Annotated in this window: 14 protein-coding genes; 9 read left to right on the forward strand and 5 right to left on the reverse strand. The window is 71.0% G+C overall.

Translation table 11 applies throughout. The features are described from left to right. Positions 1-146: 146 nt before the first annotated feature. Entirely contained in the window at positions 147-452 is a 306-nt protein-coding gene (locus ACZ3I4_RS46065) for a hypothetical protein (protein ID WP_465388513.1), read from the forward strand. A 97-nt stretch (positions 453-549) separates the two neighbouring features. Here ACZ3I4_RS46065 and ACZ3I4_RS46070 read toward each other — a convergent pair whose 3' ends face one another. Beyond that, a complete protein-coding gene (locus tag ACZ3I4_RS46070; protein ID WP_465388514.1) occupies positions 550-735 on the reverse strand; it encodes a Flp family type IVb pilin in 186 nt (61 codons plus the stop codon). 281 nt (positions 736-1,016) lie between these two features. Here ACZ3I4_RS46070 and ACZ3I4_RS46075 point away from each other — a divergent pair, with 281 nt between their 5' ends. From ACZ3I4_RS46075 to ACZ3I4_RS46105, 7 genes are all read left to right on the forward strand, one after another. Continuing rightward, positions 1,017-3,620 carry a putative bifunctional diguanylate cyclase/phosphodiesterase gene (locus tag ACZ3I4_RS46075; RefSeq protein ID WP_465388515.1) on the forward strand — a complete coding sequence of 868 codons (2,604 nt, stop codon included), beginning with the start codon at positions 1,017-1,019 and terminating at the stop codon, positions 3,618-3,620. Between the two features lie 118 nt (positions 3,621-3,738). Next, positions 3,739-4,107, forward strand: coding sequence for a YciI family protein (locus ACZ3I4_RS46080; protein WP_465388516.1), 369 nt, complete (start codon positions 3,739-3,741; stop codon positions 4,105-4,107). Then, positions 4,098-5,276, forward strand: a complete 1,179-nt coding sequence (locus tag ACZ3I4_RS46085; RefSeq protein WP_465388517.1) for an RNA polymerase sigma factor — start codon at positions 4,098-4,100, stop codon at positions 5,274-5,276. The genes ACZ3I4_RS46080 and ACZ3I4_RS46085 overlap by 10 nt, the downstream gene beginning before the upstream one ends. An 81-nt stretch (positions 5,277-5,357) precedes the next feature. Beyond that, positions 5,358-6,269, forward strand: a complete 912-nt coding sequence (locus ACZ3I4_RS46090) for an ABC transporter ATP-binding protein (RefSeq protein ID WP_465388518.1) — start codon at positions 5,358-5,360, stop codon at positions 6,267-6,269. Between the two features lie 38 nt (positions 6,270-6,307). Then, positions 6,308-7,048: an ABC transporter permease gene (locus ACZ3I4_RS46095; protein WP_465384088.1), complete on the forward strand. Its 741-nt coding sequence runs from the start codon at positions 6,308-6,310 to the stop codon at positions 7,046-7,048. A gap of 145 nt (positions 7,049-7,193) precedes the next feature. Next, positions 7,194-7,397, forward strand: coding sequence for a DUF5988 family protein (locus tag ACZ3I4_RS46100; protein ID WP_465388519.1), 204 nt, complete (start codon positions 7,194-7,196; stop codon positions 7,395-7,397). Positions 7,398-7,588: 191 nt separating this feature from the next. After that, positions 7,589-8,263 carry a 4'-phosphopantetheinyl transferase family protein gene (locus ACZ3I4_RS46105; protein WP_465388520.1) on the forward strand — a complete coding sequence of 225 codons (675 nt, stop codon included), beginning with the start codon at positions 7,589-7,591 and terminating at the stop codon, positions 8,261-8,263. A 68-nt stretch (positions 8,264-8,331) separates the two neighbouring features. On the opposite strand, the gene ACZ3I4_RS46110 is transcribed toward ACZ3I4_RS46105, so the two are convergent. The 3 genes from ACZ3I4_RS46110 to ACZ3I4_RS46120 all read right to left on the reverse strand — a co-directional run bounded on the left by ACZ3I4_RS46110 (position 8,332) and on the right by ACZ3I4_RS46120 (position 13,281). After that, entirely contained in the window at positions 8,332-11,094 is a 2,763-nt protein-coding gene (locus ACZ3I4_RS46110; RefSeq protein WP_465388521.1) for a helix-turn-helix transcriptional regulator, read from the reverse strand. A gap of 117 nt (positions 11,095-11,211) precedes the next feature. Continuing rightward, complete coding sequence (locus tag ACZ3I4_RS46115) at positions 11,212-12,918, reverse strand: 2-isopropylmalate synthase (RefSeq protein WP_465388522.1); 1,707 nt, start codon at positions 12,916-12,918, stop codon at positions 11,212-11,214. Positions 12,919-12,942: 24 nt separating this feature from the next. After that, positions 12,943-13,281, reverse strand: coding sequence for a hydroxyisourate hydrolase (locus tag ACZ3I4_RS46120; protein WP_465388523.1), 339 nt, complete (start codon positions 13,279-13,281; stop codon positions 12,943-12,945). A gap of 232 nt (positions 13,282-13,513) precedes the next feature. Here ACZ3I4_RS46120 and ACZ3I4_RS46125 point away from each other — a divergent pair, with 232 nt between their 5' ends. Then, positions 13,514-13,666, forward strand: coding sequence for a hypothetical protein (locus ACZ3I4_RS46125; protein WP_465388524.1), 153 nt, complete (start codon positions 13,514-13,516; stop codon positions 13,664-13,666). Between the two features lie 72 nt (positions 13,667-13,738). Here ACZ3I4_RS46125 and ACZ3I4_RS46130 read toward each other — a convergent pair whose 3' ends face one another. Continuing rightward, entirely contained in the window at positions 13,739-16,828 is a 3,090-nt protein-coding gene (locus ACZ3I4_RS46130; protein ID WP_465388525.1) for an AfsR/SARP family transcriptional regulator, read from the reverse strand. Between the last annotated feature and the right edge of the window lie 317 nt (positions 16,829-17,145).

Raw genomic sequence — 17,145 nt, forward strand, 5'->3', positions numbered from 1 at the left:
CGCCGAAGATCCACCAAGTTCTATCGCGGATGCCATGTGGATAACGAGTCAGACTCGCCGCCAAGGGCCACCCAGCATCTCAACGTGGATAACTCTGGACTGTGGACAACCCAAATGATCACGCGGCTCGGTCGTAGGGTCGCCGCATGGATCTGCTGCGAGTCGAGGCCGTGCGATGGGTCGACACGGCGTGGCCCGGGTGGCTCGAGGTTCGGTTTCCGGAGGTGGACGGGTCGGTGGCGGTGATCGTCGACAAAGCGCCGGTGCTGTCGGCCGACAGCCGCCTCGGGCCGGCCACCGCATTTCCCGTGCCGCTGGCCATTGCCTGCGAGGTCCTCGGCCTCGACCAGAGCCCCGGGCGGGCAACGACTGTGCGGCTTGCCTTCGGCCTAGAGGATGCGGAGGGCAGGAACACGTTCCAGGTGTCGGAGGACGCCGTCATCAGGCTGTGAATGCCACAAAGCCGGCCGCCCACAGGGCGACCGGCGAGTGAGTGAGGAGGTGGAGCCGTTGCCGGCCGATGCGAGAGAGCAGGCGAGCGAGACGGGCCTAGGTGACGACCAGCTTGTTGCCGACGGTCTTGAACAGCTCGCTGAGCTTGTCACCGAAGATGGTGGCCCCGGCGATCAGCGCGATGGCGATGAGCGTGACGAGCAGGCCGTACTCGACTGCGGTCGCGCCCTCGTCGTCCTTGGGCGTCAACCGGGCCTGGATGTATGCGGCGATGTAAAGCATGGCGTCCCCCGGTGTTCACAAGCGTTCCTGTGCCCCTTTCATCGGGAGGCAGGCCCGGCATTTGAGCGGCGACGGGGTGCCGTTCGGGTGCTCCCGGCGGATCCTCTCGGGGGATGGGACCCGCGGGACCAAAGTGACAGGATGGCCGTAACCGCCGCGGCACTTCGTCGTTGGGCGGGTACGGACCCTCACCCTATGGAAGTACCTGGACGACATTGATGGCAGGCGGATCCCCTCTCCGCCCGGTCCGAGAGTTCGCCGCTCGGCCGGTTGTGCTCGCCGTGTTCGCCCTCGTGGCCACGGCCGTGCTGATCTCTGCGCTCATTCTGCTGGAACCGCGGGCCGTGGCCGGTTTCCTCACCGCGTTCTCGGCCGGGACGGCCGCGGTGATGGTGCGGGCCGCCGTCACCGGGCGGGCCGCCGGGCCGCGGCTCCGGGTGCTGGCGCTGGCCGCCGGCATCGGCCTGATCGCGGCGGCCGGCGCGGCCAGTGGCGTCGCCACGCTCGTGGCGCCCGAATTCCTCGTCGGGGATGTCCCGCTGCCGACCGAGATCCCGCTGGTCACGCTGTTCCTCGCGACCGGGGCCTTCCTGCCCGCGATCCTGCGCCCGCAGCAGCGCCGCGACTCGCTGGCCAAGTTGCGCATCGGGCTCGACGTGCTCGGCGTGACGGCCTGTCTGCTGTTCGCGTCGTGGATGCTGCTCTTCAACGACGACGGCGGAAGCCGCGGCGCCTCGATCACCGCGCTGATCTTCGGGGGCAGCGCCGCCGCCACGGTCGCGGTCAACGGCGTCCACGCGCTGCGGCAGCGCGCCGCCCTGCAGTGGTGCGGCCCGGCCGCGGCCCTGTCGCTGATCGGTGTGACCGCGCTGGTCATCGGCATGGACTTTCCGAACGAGGCGAACGCCGGGATCGCCGCCGTGGTCGCCGGGGCCGCCATCAACGTCGCCGCGGGCCTGCTCTGGTACGGGTCGGTGCGGCTGTCCCCCGACGAGAGCCCGATGCCGCCGCCCGGCAGCGAGCCCTCGGCCGGTTTCCCGCTGCTCGCGCTGCCGGTGCTCGGGTCGGCCCTGGTCACCGTCTATCACCTGCTCGGCGGGGGCGGGCTGGACGCGACGTCGATCGCGCTCGGCTCGGTGGCGATCACGGCCGTGGCCGCCCGGGAGTGGGTGTCGTCGGTCGCGCTGCGCCGTCAGGCCGGGCACCTCACCGACCAGGGCAACCGGCTGCGCAGCCTGATGTTCGGCTCGGCCGACGTGGCGATGGTGCTCGACTCGAACCTGGCCGTGCGCTGGCAGTCGACGGCCTCGGCCCGCCAGTTCGGCCTGTCCGACCAGGAGGTGCTGGGCCGGGCGGTGTCCGCACTCGTGCACCCCGAGCAGGTCGAGGCCGTGCACGCCTACCTGCTGGCCCGCATGTCCGGTCCGGATCACGACACCGAGCAGAGCTTTCCCGTACGCCTGCGTGACGGTTTCGGCCGCTGGCGCGAGACGGAGTGGACCACGAGCGGCGCCGACCCCGCCGAGGCCGGGCACACGCTGGTCGTGCACGTCCGCGACGTCACCAACATGCGCGACCTCGAGGAGACGCTGCAGCAGTCCACCCACCTGGACCGGCAGACCGGACTGGCCAACCGCGAGGGCCTGGTGCGGGCGGCCGAGCTGATCCCCGACGCCGGCGCGATGATCGTCGTCGAGCTGAGCGGGCTGACCGCGATCGGCGACGTGCGCGGCCGCGACCTGGCCGAGCTGGTGCTGGTCGAGGCGGCGCGGCGGCTGCGCACCCAGGTGGCCGGGGCCGACATCCCGGCCCGGATCGGCGAGACACGGTTCGCCGTGCTGACCCACAGCGGCGCCGTACGGGCTCACCTGCTGGCCGGGCAGCTCATCAACGCGCTGTCGGCGCCGTACGTGACCGCCGGCACCGTCTCGCACCTGTCCGCGTGGGGTGGCCTGGCCGACGTCAGCGAGGAAAACGACTCCGACGAGGTGATCCGCCGGGCGGCGCTCGCGCTGCGGTCCGTACGGGCGGGGCCGCCGGGCGCGGTCGAGTGGTACGAGCCCGAGATGGAAACCCGCCTGTTGCGCCGCTCGACGCTCGAGCAGGATCTGCCGGGCGCGGTCACCCGCCGCGAGATCGACGTGCGCTATCAGCCCGTCCTCGAGCTGGAGGGCCGGCGGCCGGTCGGGGTCGAGGCCCTGCCGACGTGGCGGCACCCCCAGCTCGGCGTGGTCCCGGCCGACGAGCTGCAGGCCGTGGCCGAGGATCTGGGCCTGCACAGCCACATCGAGCAGGCGGTGCTGCGGCGCTCCTGCCGGTTGCTGGCCCGGTGGCGGCGCAAGCACGAAACGCTGTGGCTGGCCGTCAACGTGCGGCCGCGCCAGCTCGTCGACCCGGCCTTCCAGGCGAGCCTGGACACCGCGCTGGAGGACAACGACCTGCCCCATGCGGCGCTGGTCATCGAGATCGCCGAGCAACACCTTTCCGACGTACGGGAGGACGGGCACCAGCCGCCGGTGGAGGACATCGCCGCCCAGCTCGGCCGGTTGCGCGCGGCCGGGGTGCGCACGGCGGTCGACAACTTCGGCACCGGGCCCACCTCGCTGAGCCGCCTGCGCGTCCTCCCGATCGACCTGCTGAAGATCGACCGCCAGGTGTTCGCCGACCCGGTCGAGACGTTCCGGCAGGCCGGCGCGGTGATGGACGTGGCCGTGACGCTCGGGCGGCGGCTCGGCATGGAGGTCATCGCGCACGGTCTCGAGGACGCGCTCGACCTGGACACCGCGCAGTCCGCGGGCTGCCGGCTCGGCCAGGGCGCCCTGCTGGCCCCTCCGATGCCGGCCGAGCACCTGGAAGCGCTGCTCGAACAGGCGCGCGTCCAGTAAGAATTTCCGGCATCTGTCGATCGGCGGGCGGCCGGCTCGTCATCACCCGGCCGCGGACGATGCCCGGTGATCACGACCCGCGTGATCACCGTCGTGGGCGGCCGAAGGAGGAGACGAGATGCGCTACACGCTGCTGTTTCACTATCAGGAGCCGACCGTGGAGGAGCTCGGGCCCGAGATGCTGGCCGAGGGGCAGCGGGCGATGTCGAGCTACGCGGCGACCCTGCACGCGGCCGGGGTGCTGCTCGGCGGCGAGGTGCTGCACACGTCCGAGCTTTCCACCACCGTACGGGTGCGGGACGGCGCGACGCAGGTGCAGGACGGGCCGTTCGCCGACACCAAGGAACAGCTCGGCGGCACGATCGTGATCGACGTGGCCGACCTGGACGCGGCGATCGAGTGGGCGCGGCAGGCCCCGCAGGCGCAGTGGGGCACGGTGGAGATCCGCCCGGGGGCCACTCACCTGGTGGACGGTAAGTGGAGTTGAGCCACGACGAGGCGCGCGCGGCGGCGGAACGGGCCGCGCGGGCCTCGTACGGGCGGCTCGTCGCTCTGCTCGCGGCGCCGGCCGGTGATCTGGCCCTGGCCGAGGACGCGCTGGCCGGGGCGTTCGAGGAGGCCCTGCGCCGGTGGCCCGCGACGGGTGTGCCCGCGAACCCGGAGGGATGGCTGCTCACCGTGGCCCGCAACCGCCGCCGTGACGTGTGGAAGTCCGCCGCCGCCCGCACCGCCGTCCCGCTCACCGAGGACAGCGCCCGCGTCGACCCGCTCGCCGAGCACGACCCGTACGCGATCGGCGACAAGCGGCTCGAGCTGCTGTTCGTCTGCGCGCACCCGGCGATCGACGAGGCCGCCCGTACGCCCCTGATGCTGCAGACCGTCCTCGGCTTCGAGGCCGCCGAGATCGCCCGCGCGTACGCCGTCCCGCCCGCCACGATGGCGCAACGGCTGGTCCGGGCCAAGAAGCGGATCAAGCAGGCGCGCATCCCGTTCGTGGTGCCGGACCGCCGGGCCATGCCGGAGCGGTTGCCGCCGGTGCTGGAGGCGGTCTACGGCTGCGCGGCGATCAACTGGCGCGGCGACACCGGCGAGGCGCAATATCTGGCCGTCACCCTCGCCGCCCTGCTCGGCGCCGAGGCCGAGGCCTGGGGTCTGGCCGCGCTCACCACGTTCACGCTGGCCCGGCGCCGCACCTCGTTCGTGCCGCTCGACCAGCAGGATCCGGCCGGGTGGGACGCGTCCCTGCTGGACGAGGGCGAGGCCTGCCTGCGGCGCGCGCGGCCCGCCGGTCCGCCCGGGCGCTTCCAGCTCGAGGCGGCAATCCAGGCCGTCCACTGTGACCGCCGCCGGACCGGCGTGACCGATTGGCCGGCGCTGCGCACCCTGTACGCGGCCCTGCTGGCGGTCGCGCCCAGCCTCGGCGCGCGGGTCGCGGCGGCCACGGTGGCCGGTCGGATCGACGGCCCGGAGGCGGGTCTGGCCGCGCTGCCGGCGGGCGCCGAGTCGTTCCAGCCGTACTGGGCGGCGCGCGCCGATCTGCTCGCCCGCGCGGGCCGGGACGCCTCGGAGTCGTACCGGAAGGCCGCCGAGCTCACGGCCGATCCGGACGTCGCGGCGTTCCTGCGCGGTCGAGCGGGCCATCAACCGATCGGTTGACCGCAGCGTCCGTCACGGTCGGTGAATCCCGTAACTACGCAGTCGATTCGGTGGTGGGGTGCCGGCGGTCAGACTTTGTACATGGCAATCATCGAGGTCAGCAACCTGGTCAAGCGTTACGGCGACCACACCGCGGTCAACGGAGTCAGCTTCAGCGTCGAGCCGGGCGAGATCTTCGGGATCCTGGGCCCGAACGGGGCCGGTAAGACCACCACCGTGGAGTGCATCGAGGGTCTGCGTAAGGCCGACGGCGGGTCGATCAGCGTGTGCGGCATCGACACGCAGCACGACAAGACCGGCGAGCTGCGGCAGGTCCTCGGCGCTCAGCTGCAAGAGTCGGAGCTGCCGGACAAGTTGAGGGTCGGCGAGGCGATGCAGCTGTACGCCTCCTTCTACCGCAACCCGGCCGACTGGCGTGAACTCCTCGACTCCCTCAACCTGACCGGGAAGATCAACGCCCAGTACCGCAAACTGTCCGGCGGGCAGAAACAGCGCCTGTCCATCGCGCTGGCCCTGATCGGCAACCCCAAAGTCGCCGTCCTGGACGAGGTCACCACCGGCCTGGACCCCCAAGCCCGCCGCGACGCCTGGGACCTCATCGAGTCGATCCGGGACCGGGGCGTGACGATCCTGCTGGTCACCCACTTCATGGAAGAAGCCGAACGGCTCTGCGACCGCCTCGCCGTCATCGACTCCGGCCGCGTCGTCGCCGTGGACACCCCCGCCGGGCTGGTGTCTCAGGTGGATGAGACGCAGCGGGTGCGGTTCCGGCCGTCCGCGCCGATCGACCACGCCGTGCTGCTGGCCCTGCCCGAGGTGTCCTCGGTCGAACGGGCCGGGCACCAGCTGGTCGTCACCGGCGCCGGGAACCTGCTGCTCGCCGTCACCACCGTGCTGGCCCGCCACCAGGTCACCGCCGGCGACCTGCGCGTCGAACAGACCACCCTCGACGACGCGTTCGTTGCTTTGACCGGCCGCCCCGTCCACGCCTGAACCTGCCTCCCCCCTTTCTTGAAGAATCGAGACTTGCCATGTCTGCTCTGACCAAGCTCACCGTCACCGAGACCAAACTGTTCCTGCGCGAGCCGATCGTGGTGTTCTTCGCCGTCGCGTTCGCCCCCCTCCTGCTGGTCATCCTCGGGTTGATCCCGACCATGCGGGAACCGGTCCCCGAGCTCGACGGGCTACGGATGATCGACGTGTACATCCCGATCGTGGTGTCCATGGGTATCGCCCTGTTCTCGCTGAGCGGCCTGTCGCAGCTGTTCGCCTCCTACCGGGAGAAAGGCATCCTGCGGCGGCTACGCACCACTCCGGTCAAGCCGGCCGTGATGATCGGCGCGCAGCTGCTGATGGCCACCATCATGAGCCTGATCACCATGCTGGTCATCCTCACCATCGGCAAACTGGCCTTCGACATTGATCTGCCCGGGGCGATCCCGGCCTACCTGATCACCTACCTGCTGGTGGCGCTGGCCATGTTCGCCATCGGCCTGCTCGTCGCCGCCCTCGCCCCGTCGTCGAAGAGCGCGTCGGCGGTCGGCTCGCTGGTGTTCTTCCCGCTGATCTTCTTCGCCGGACTGTGGCTGCCCCGGGAGAACATGAACGACACCCTGCGCACCATCAGCGACCTCACCCCCCTCGGCGCCGGCGTCCAGGCCCTGCAGGACGCCACCGCCGGATCCTGGCCCTCACTACTGCACCTGGCCGTCCTCGCCGGCTGGACCGTCATCGCCGGAGCCCTGGCCGCCCGCTACTTCCGGTGGAGCTGACCGATGACAACCGCGGCCGAGTCCGAGTTCATACCCCTATTGAATACGGGGACGACTGGAGGCGTAGGGGGTTCTGCCATGACAGCGAAGTCCGCATTCTGGAGTACGGAAAGCCAGAGTTCGATGGGGAGAAAGGATGGATCCGATGACCAGTCAGGACACCGTCGAGGTGAGTCTCGCAGGCGGACCGCTCGGCATTCCGCGCCGGCTTTTCGCCACGGCGGATCAGATCGCGTACGGCAAGATCAAGGTTCCCTACCTCGCCGGGTACGAGCACTTCGAGCGGGATCTGGCGGACAGCGGAACGGATCTGTTCTCCTGGACCACACGAACGAAGATCGCGGAGTAGCCCTCGAGCTTTCCCCCTACAGCCACCCCGGCCGTCCCGTAACCGCCTCCGGCAGAGCCCGTGTAATCACCGTCGCGCGTTCCTGCGCGCGGCGGTGGTTCATAGGATTCGGATATGCCTATAGTCGACGAGACCGCCCGGTCGCGATCGCTGGTGGGCTCCGGAAATCACATACCGGGGTGGGATAAGCGATGATCGAGCAGATTCTCCCGGCCGGCACGGTCGCGGTCGACACTTTCAGCGAACCGGCTGACGCGGTTCTTTTCCCGGAAGAAGAAGCGATCGTCCGTCAGGCGGTCGACAAGCGGCGGCGAGAGTTCACCACGGCCCGCTGGTGCGCCCGGCAGGCGATGGTCCGGCTCGGTCGTCCGGCCGCCCCGGTTCTGCCCGGCACCCGCGGCGAGCCGCAGTGGCCGACCGGCCTGGTCGGGAGCATCACCCACTGCGACGGCTACCGGGCCGCGGTCCTGGCCGAGTCCGAGGTGATCACGACGCTCGGGATCGACGCCGAGCCGAACCAGCCGCTCACCCCCGGTGTTCTGAAGGCGGTGTCCCTGCCCGAAGAGCGGGTGCGGCTCTCGACTCTGCGGCGCGAGCACCCCGAGGTCCACTGGGACCGGTTGTTGTTCAGCGCCAAGGAGTCCGTCTACAAGGCCTGGTTCCCGCTGACGTCGCGCTGGCTCGACTTCGAGGACGCCGACATCACGATCGACCCGCTGGCCGGCACGTTCGAGGCCCAGCTCCGGGTCACCGGGCCCCGGCTGCGGGGACGCAAGCTGACCGGTTTCTCCGGCCGGTGGCTGGCCCGCAACGGCCTGCTCGTCACGGCGATCGCGGTAGTGGCGCCGGTTCCGGCCACGGTCTGACGCGACAAAGCACCAGGCACAGGAAAAGGCCACGCCCTCGCAGGGCGTGGCCTTCCTTGTTCCACCGGTCAGGCGGTGCCCGAGAAATCCAGGCTCAGGTTGGCCGGCAGGTCGGCCCGCCGGGTCACGTTGAGCTTCTTGTAGGTCTTGGTCAGGTGCTGCTCGACCGTGCTGATCGTGATGAACAGCTTCTCGGAGATCTCCCGGTTCGTGTAGCCGGCCGCGGCCAGCGAGGCGACCCGCCGCTCGGCCTCGCTGAGGATGGCCAGGCCCTCGGCCGGGTTCATCGGCTGCGCCGCGGCCTCGCCCTCGTCCCAGCCGATCTCGCGGTTGAGCACCCGCAGCAACAGCAGGGCGCCGGCCTTCTCGGCGCTGGCCCGGGCCCGGCGGGCGATCATGCCGGCCCGGCGCGACTCGCCCAGCACCTGGAACGCCTCGGTCAGGTCGACCAGCGTACGGGCCAGCTCGTATTCGTCGCCGCCGTTGTGCAGGTCGGCCGCCTGGCGCAGGACCATCGGACGGTGCCGGGGCTGGCTGCACGCGGCGTACAGGCGAAGGCCCATCGCCCGCACCCGGGAGTCGCCCTTGCCGCATTTGGTCAGCTGCTCCTCGACGAGCTGCTGGGCCGGTTCGGGCGAGTTCATCCGCAGCAGGGTCTCGGCCGCGTCGATGCGCCACGGCACCAGGCCGGGCGCGTCCAGCCCCCACTGCGCGGCGAGCCGGCCGCAGAGCTGGAAGTCGCGCAGGGCCAGCGGCAGTTCGCCGATGGCCAGGCTGTAGCGGCCGCGGGCGTGCAGGTAGTGCAGCCCGTAGCGGGTCTCGAACATCTCCTCGGGCACCGGCTGGTCGAGGTGGTCGCGCACCTTGCCGAAGTCGCCGATCGCGGTGGCCGCCATGATCTGCACGGCCAGCGGACCGCCGACCGCCACACCCCAGCTACTCGGGGGCATGACCGCGAGCGCGTCGGCCGCGTGCCGCTGCGCCGCGGGCAGGTCGCCCAGGCGCATCGAGATCTCGGCGCGGATGGCGGCCAGGCGGGCCTGCCGGCTCGGGGCCTTGCGAACCCGAGCCTCCTCGATGAACGTGTCGCAATAGTGGGCGGCGCCGTCCGGCCGGTTCCCGTACGTGAGAGCCAGCAGGGCGCTCTCCACGGTGTCCAGGCTCATCTCGTCGAGCCGCGAGTTGTGCAGGATCCGCTCGGCCACCGCGATCGCCCGCTCCGACGGGCCGTGGGTCAGCACCCCGGCCAGCACGCTGGCCGCCTCCAGGCGCTGGCTGGCCGCCACCGTGGGCATGGCCGCCGGGGCCTGGGCGCCCGGCCGCAGCAGTGAGCGGAACGACGGGTAGGTGGCCAGCAGCAGCGGCCGGGTGATGACCAGCTCGGCCAGCGTCTCGGCGTCGGCGTCCCCGCTGTGCGCGCTGATGTGCTCGAACACCTCGCGGGCGTCGGCGAACTGGCCGTGCCAGAGCAGCGCCTTGGCCAGCACGAGGGCGTCGGCGCCGCGCAGGTGGCCGCCGCGCAGGGCGGCCGTCAGCTCGGGCAGGTATCCGGTCGGCGCGTTCGGGTTGATCCGCCACTCGGCCCGTACGAGGGTGGCGGTGATCCGGGACCGGCATGAGCTGTCGGTGCACGCGCCCAGGGCGAGCTTGAGATAGCGGACCGCGGCGGTGACCCGGCCCTCGCGCAGCGCCTGCCGGGCCGCGTCCTCCAGCACCGGCACCACCCAGGGGTCGCTGACCTCGCCCGCGCCGACCAGGTGCTCGGCGACCACGGTGCTGGGCGCGCCGCTGCGGTGAGCGAGCACGGCGGCCCGCTCGAACAGGTCGGCCCGGTCCAGGTCGTCGATGTCGGCCAGCACGGCCTCGCGGGCGGCCGGGTGCCGGAAGTCGCCGCCGGCGAGCAGACCGGCCGCGGTCAGCGTGCGTACGGCGTGGGCGACCTGGGCGCTGTCGGCCGGCGCCAGCTGCTCCAGCAGGGTCAGGTCGGTGCAGATGGCCAGGCCGCGGGCCACCTTGAGCAGGCGCGGGCCGGACCGGTGCAGGCACGAGACGATCGCGTGGGAGTAGTGCTCACCCGCGACCGGCTCGCTCGCCGTGGCGCCGTCGGCGCCCGACTCCCGGTAGTCCTCCAGGAGTCCGACCAGCAGCAACGGGTTGCCGCCGCTGAGGTGGTGCCAGGCCGGGCCGAGGCGGTCGGCCTCGCCGGTTCCCACGGCGGCCGCGGCCATCTCCCGTACGCCGTCGGCGCTGAGCGCGGACAGCGAGATCCGGGCGCCGTGCGGGGGCCGCCACAGCGACTCCATCTCGTACGTGCTGTCGTCGCTGCGCCCGCTCTCGGCCTGCGCGAACAGCGCCAGCATCGGCGCGAACCGCACCCGGCGGGCCAGGTAGGACAGGCAGACGATCGACGCCCGGTCGGCCCGGTCGATGTCGTCGACCGCGATGATCAGCGGATAGCGCTGGGACAGCTCGAGCAGGATGGTGCAGAGCGCGTGCACGATCTGCGGGTCGATCCGCTCCTCGCCGCTGTCGGCGCGCACGCCCTCGTAGAGCAGGTTCATCGCGCGCTGCCGCTCCTCGGCGACCAGCGGCGCGTCCAGCAGCAGCTGGCTTATCACGCCGAGCGGCAGGTCCCGCTCAGCGTCCGAGCCGACCGCGGTGATGGCCAGAGCGTCCCGCTCCACCGCCCGGTCGGCGTACGTGTTCAACAGTTCCGTCTTGCCCGAGGCGACCCCGCCGGTAATGACGGCGATCCGCCCCTTGCCGGCCACGGCCGCGGCGAGCAGGCCGTCCAGAGTGGCGACCGGTTCCTCACGTTCCACCAAACTCATGATCGTCCTCCCGTTACGATCGCGGACCCGGCCTGTCTGCAGATGACCGACCGTTACCAAGGACGCTACGGACGGACGCTGTCGTGCCCCTATTACCGCGCCATCCCCCGGGCTTCGTCAGACGACGCGAGCCAGGCGCGGGGCGATAGCGGGCGGTGCCGAGGGGCGGCCGGTGCGGCCCAGCGCCGAGCGCACGGCGGCCGAGGCGGCGGCGGTCAGGTCGTCCTCGACCCCCGCGCCCCACAGCGTCTCGCCGCCCACGCGCAGCTCGGCATAGACCGCCAGTCCACCGCTGTCGGCCAGGCCGGTGCCCGTACGGTGGACCACGCGCACGTCGATTCCCCAGCGGGCCAGCGCCTGCCCGATCCGGTCGAGCTCGTCGGTGCGCTGCCCGCCGACGGTGAACGCGGCCCCGTCGATGTGCAGATAGGCCGGCACCGGCTCGGCGAACGACAGCGGCACGGACATCAGCGGGCGGGAGACGTACTCCTCCTCGAACAGCGCGCACACCCGCTCGGGGCCGACCTCGCCGCCCTCACGGTCGGTGACCGACTGCACCAGGCCGGCGAACTCGGTCTGCAGGTCGCGCGGCGGGTGCAGACCGAGGCGGGTGCTCAGCACGTACGCGACCCCGCCCTTACCGGACTGGCTGTTGATCCGCACCACGCTCTCGTAGGTCCGGCCCACGTCCTGCGGATCGATCGGCAGGTACGGGATGTCCCAGGCGGCGTCGCCGACCGGGACCCCGGCCTCGGCCGCCAGCCGGGCCTGCTCGGCGAACCCCTTGTTGATGGCGTCCTGATGGGAACCCGAGAAGGCGGTGTAGACCAGGTCTCCCCCGTACGGGTGCCGGGGGTGCACGGGCAGGTCGGTGCAGTTCTCGACCGTACGGCGGACGCGGTTGAGATCGGAGAAGTCGATGCGCGGGTCGATGCCCTGGCTGAACAGGTTGAGTCCGAGGGTCACCAGGTCGACGTTGCCCGCGCGTTCGCCGTTGCCGAACAGGCAGCCCTCGATCCGCTCGGCGCCGGCCAGCACGGCCAGCTCGGCCGTGGCCACGCCGGTGCCCCGGTCGTCGTGCGGGTGCACCGACAGGCACAGATCCTCGCGGCGGCTCAGGTTGCGGTCCATCCACTCGATCCGGTCGGCGAAGACGTGCGGCATGGTCCGCTCGACCGTGGTCGGGAAGTTCAGGATGATCGGCCGGCCCGGTCCGGGCTGGTAGACGTCCATCACGGCCTCGCACACCTCGAGCGAGAAGTCCGGCTCGGTGTCGTTGAACAGCTCGGGCGAGTACTGATAGCCCAGGTCGCAGCCGGCCAGGCTCTCCTCGGCATACTTGAGGAACAGCTGGGTGCCGTGCACCGCGAGCTGCTTGCACCCGGCCCGGTCGACCCCGAGGACGACCCGCCGGAACTGCGGCGACGTCGCGTTGTAGAGGTGCACGTTCGCGCGCCGGGCCCCGATGAGGCTTTGCACCGTACGCCGGATCAGGTCGTCGCGCGCCTGCACGAGCACCGAGATGAGCACGTCGTCGGGGACGAGGTCCTTCTCGATCAGCAGCCGCAGGAAGTCGTGGTCGTCCCGGCTCGCGACCGGGAAACCCACCTCGATCTCCTTGTAGCCCATGTCGACGAGCAGCCGGAACATGGCCAGCTTGCGGGCCGGTCCCATGGGGTGGATCAGCGACTGGTTGCCGTCGCGCAGGTCGGTCGAGAGCCACCGGGGCGCGGCGGTGATGGTGCGGTCGGGCCATCGGCGGTCCCGCAACGGGACGTGGGCGGCCGGCCGGTATCGCGTCACAGCAGAGCTGAACGCATGCATGAGCGTCCTCCTTGAGGCGTGGCTTCAGCTGCGGGCCCCGAAGAACATCGAGTACGAGAAGGGCGCGAGCAGCACCTGAATCTGGCAGGCGTCGGTTTCGTCGTGCATGACGAAGGCGACGGTGATCTCGGGATAGGCCGAGCTCACCCCGAGGTTGGCGAAGTAGGAGCCGCTGTCGAAGACGATCCGGTACGCGCCCTGCTCCAGGTTGTCGTTGGACCAGTCGTGGATGTGGCCGTCCTCGTCGGTGGCCGCGCCCGCGATCGCCCGCCAGCCTTCGGCCGTCCGGCATTCCAGTCGCGCCGGGACTCCGGCCGCCGGACGGCCGTACACGACATCCAGCGCTTGCGCGGTCATGTTCATCGAAACTCGCTCACTGTTCGGCCCGCCAGCGCGAGCGCCTGCTTCCGGCGATCATGGGCCGCGGCGCTATCGCCGCGCATTCGATTGGTTATCGCCGCCGCCATCGCCGGCTATCCGCTGCGGGAAAGGGCTTCGATAGAGCATCAATGGGTCCCCTCCCTAACGTTGTCCCCAGAACCGCTGATGAAGCATTGACAAGCGGTCGATAAGCTGATCTAAACCGGGGGATACCATGCGCAGGACCGTAATCCAAATCGCCAAAGTCGCCGCCACCGCCGTGCTCACCGTGGTGCTCGCTCTGGGCGGCGCCACCGCAGCCCAGGCCGGCGGCGAGACGGCGCCGCCGCCGGACCTTCCCAACGGCCCGACCTGGCCCTGGGGCTGATCGGTAAACATAAGAAGGACGGCCGGGCAATGGCCCGGCCGTCCTTTTCTTTTTTCTTTTGGGACAGTTCTATTAGGGACAGGAGGTGTGATCGGCCGTGATCTTTTCGGCGATTCCCGCCACCACCGGATCTCCCGCCACCGCCGGATCAATGATCGGCTGGTCTGTGCCGCCGGCGGCCGCGTACGCCTCGCTGAGCGTGGCCAGCACCTTGGCCTCGAAAACCGGCGCCTGGATGGTGCGGAACAGGCCGAGCGCCCGGTGCAGGTGCACCACTGCCTGCGGCGCCTTGCCGGTGGCCAGCGCCAGCTCGCCGAGGCTGCGCTCGATCCTCGCCTCGATCATCGGCTCGCTGTTGCCGGCGGCCAGCACCCGGGCGTCGTTGAGGGCCACGGCCGCCTCGGCGTGATCCCCCGAACGGAGCCGGGTCACGCCGATCCCGTGCAGCGCGTACGCCTGCCCGATCGGATCGCCCAGCTCCTGCACCACCGCCAGCACCTCGCCGAACGACGACAGGGCGGCCGCCAGCTCCCCGGCCCCCAGATAGGTGTCGGCCAGCCGGTGCAGCACCTGGGCCTCGATCCGCCGGCTTCCGGCCTGCCGGCTCAGCTCGAGGGCCTGCGGCAACAGGCTTCTGGCGCTGTCCGGGTCGCCGCGTTCCAGCTCGATCTGGGCCATGTTGTGCAGGATGTAGGCCGCCGCGGCCAGGTCGCCGCTGGCCCGCAGCACGCCGAGGGCCCGGTCGTAGCGCCGGGCGGCCCCGTCCAGGTCACCGGCGATCCGGTCGAGATAGGCCAGATGCCGGCCGACCAGCGCGCCGCCCTGCTCCGAGCCGAGCTCCTGGAACAGTTGCTCGGACTGCTCGAGGCTGCGCCGCGCCTCGTCGAAGCGTTTCTCGACCAGGCCCAGCGAGCCGGTGGAGTAGAGCATGACCGCCTGGCCGCGCTTGTCCCCGCTGGACCGGCAGGCGGCCAGCGCGACGCGATGGGTGTCACGCCAGTCGTTGAGATAGATCCGCGACTCGAACAGGGTCACCGCGGTGAAGGCCAGATCCCAGCACATGTCGACCAGCCCGACCTTCGCGGCCTGGCGCACGGCGGCGACCAGGGTCTGCCGTTCGCGTTCGAGCCAGCTCATCGGGTCGCGGGTGATCCGCTCGGCCGCCTTGGGCGCGAGCTCCCATCGCTCGGCCTCGCTGTGCACCTGGGGGTTGTCCTCGCCGTGCAACCGGCTGTGCGCGTGCTCGGACAGAAAGAGCAGGGCGCCCAGCACGCGGGCCAGCGCGGCGTTGCGGTCGGTCGAGGTCTCCTCCACAGCCAGCCGTTCCCGGGCATAGACCCGGATCAGATCGTGGAACCGGTATTGCGTGGCGAAACCGGCCCCGGTGCCGGTGATCTCCACGAGCTGCGCGTCGACCAGTTCGTCCAGCAGGTCCTGGGCGTCGGTAAGCGGCTGGTCGAGCAGCGCGGCCCCGGCCCAGCCGGCGAAGACCGGGAAGTCGAGCAGGGCCAGACGGCGGAACAACTGACGGGCGTCGTCCTCCATGTTGTCGTACGTGTGGGAGATGCTGACCCGGATGCCGAGCGCCCCGTGCTTGAGCTCGTCGAGCCGGCGTGACTCGTTCTCCAGCCGGCTCGCGAGCTGCTCGACCGTCCAGTGCGGACGCGCCGACAACCGGGCCCCGGCGATGCGCAGCGCGAGCGGCAGCTGGCCGCACAGCTCGGCCAGCTCGGCCGCCGCGTCGGTCTCGGCCAGCACCCGGTCGTCGCCGGCGATGCGGGAGAGCAGCTCGAGCGACTGCTCGCGGCTGAAGACGTCGACCGCGACGTGCTCGACGCCGGGCAGGCCGGCCAGCCGTCGCCGGCTGGTGATCAGCACGGCCGCGCTGGGGTTGCCCGGCAGCAGCGGCAGCACCTGCGCCTCGCTGCCCGCGTTGTCCAGCACGATCAGGATGCGCCGGTCGGCCAGCAGCCCGCGATACATCTCGGCCCGCTCCTCCAGCCCTTCGGGCATGGCGTTGCCGGGCACACCCAGGGAGCGCAGGAAGCGCTCGAGGATCATGGCCGGGCCGGCCTGCCGCGACGCCCCGCCGTGCAGATCGGCGAAGAGCTGCCCGTCCGGATACCGCCACGAGTTGCGGTGCGAGACGTGCACGCTGAGCGTGGTCTTGCCGATGCCGGGCTTGCCCGCCAGCACGACCACCGGGACGGCCAGCCGGTTCGGATCGTCCGCGGCCGCGGCCAGCAGGGTCTCGACCTGGAGCACCTGCGCCGACCGGCCGGTGAAGTCGGCGATGTCGGTCGGCAGCATGCTCGGGCCGGTGCCGCCGCCGATCACCGGTTCCAGCGCGTGTTCGGCCGGGTCGGGCAGCGGCGATATCTCGGGCGCCGGCGCCGCCTCGACCTCGCGGGCCGCCGGGACGCTCAGGCCCGCGTCGGAGCTGAGGATCGAGCGTTCCAGGGCCTGCAGCCGTTCGCTCGGTTCCAGGCCCAGCTCGTCGATGAGCAGGCGCCGGGCCGAGCGGTAGCACTCCAGCGCCTCGGCCTGGCGGCCGGAGCGGTAGAGCGCGAGCATCAGCTGCCCGCGCAGGCGCTCGCGCAGCGGGTGGGTCGCGACCAGGCCGCTCAGCTCGGCAGTCAGGTCGCCGTGCCGGCCGAGGTCGAGCTCGTGGTCGATGCACTCCTCGGTGGCGGCCAGCCGGCGTTCGAGGAGCCGGTCGGCCGCCACCCGCAGGGGCTCGCTCTCCAGGCCCTCGAGCGGGGCGCCGCGCCACATGTTCAGCGCCTCGCGATAGAGGCGGACGGCCTCCTCCTTGCCGGGGGCCGCCCTCGCCCGGGTCAGCAACGACTCGTAGCGGTGCAGGTCGGTCTCGTCCTCGGGCACCTCGAGCGCGTAGCCCTGATGCCGCGTGGCGATGGTTTCGAGCCGGCCGTCGGCGGACAGCAGGCGGCGCAACGCCGACACGCAGATCTGCACCTGCGCGCGGGCGCTGCTGGGCAGGCGTTCGCCGTAGACGGCAGTCACCAGCCGGCCGACCGAGACGACCCGTCCCGGTTCCAGCGCGAGACAGGCCAGCACGATCTGCTGGCGATGGCCGCCCAGATCGAGACGACGCCCGTCCCCGGTGACCACCTCGAGCGGACCGAGTACGCGGAACTCCATCGTCCCGCCGCCTAGTTCGAGAAACCCGGGCGATGTCGCCCGAAAAGTGCAGCTACGTCCGCCATGTTTCGGCGACTTTTGGAATCACCATGAATCCCCCGATGCTGGTGATCAATCCACAATGCACTCGCCCCCATGTGTCCGTCATGAAGGTTACGAATGCATCCATGACCACCGCTACACAAGTGACGGACTAGCACCATTCGTCCAGTCGACAAATGTCCGTTCGACCGATTGCGCCAGACGCAATTAAGGTTCTATTCAGAATGGTGAAAACGGGCACGGCGAATCCGGGCTCATTCTCAGCATATCCACCC

The sequence above is a fragment of the Actinoplanes sp. NPDC021490 genome (genome assembly GCF_055562135.1).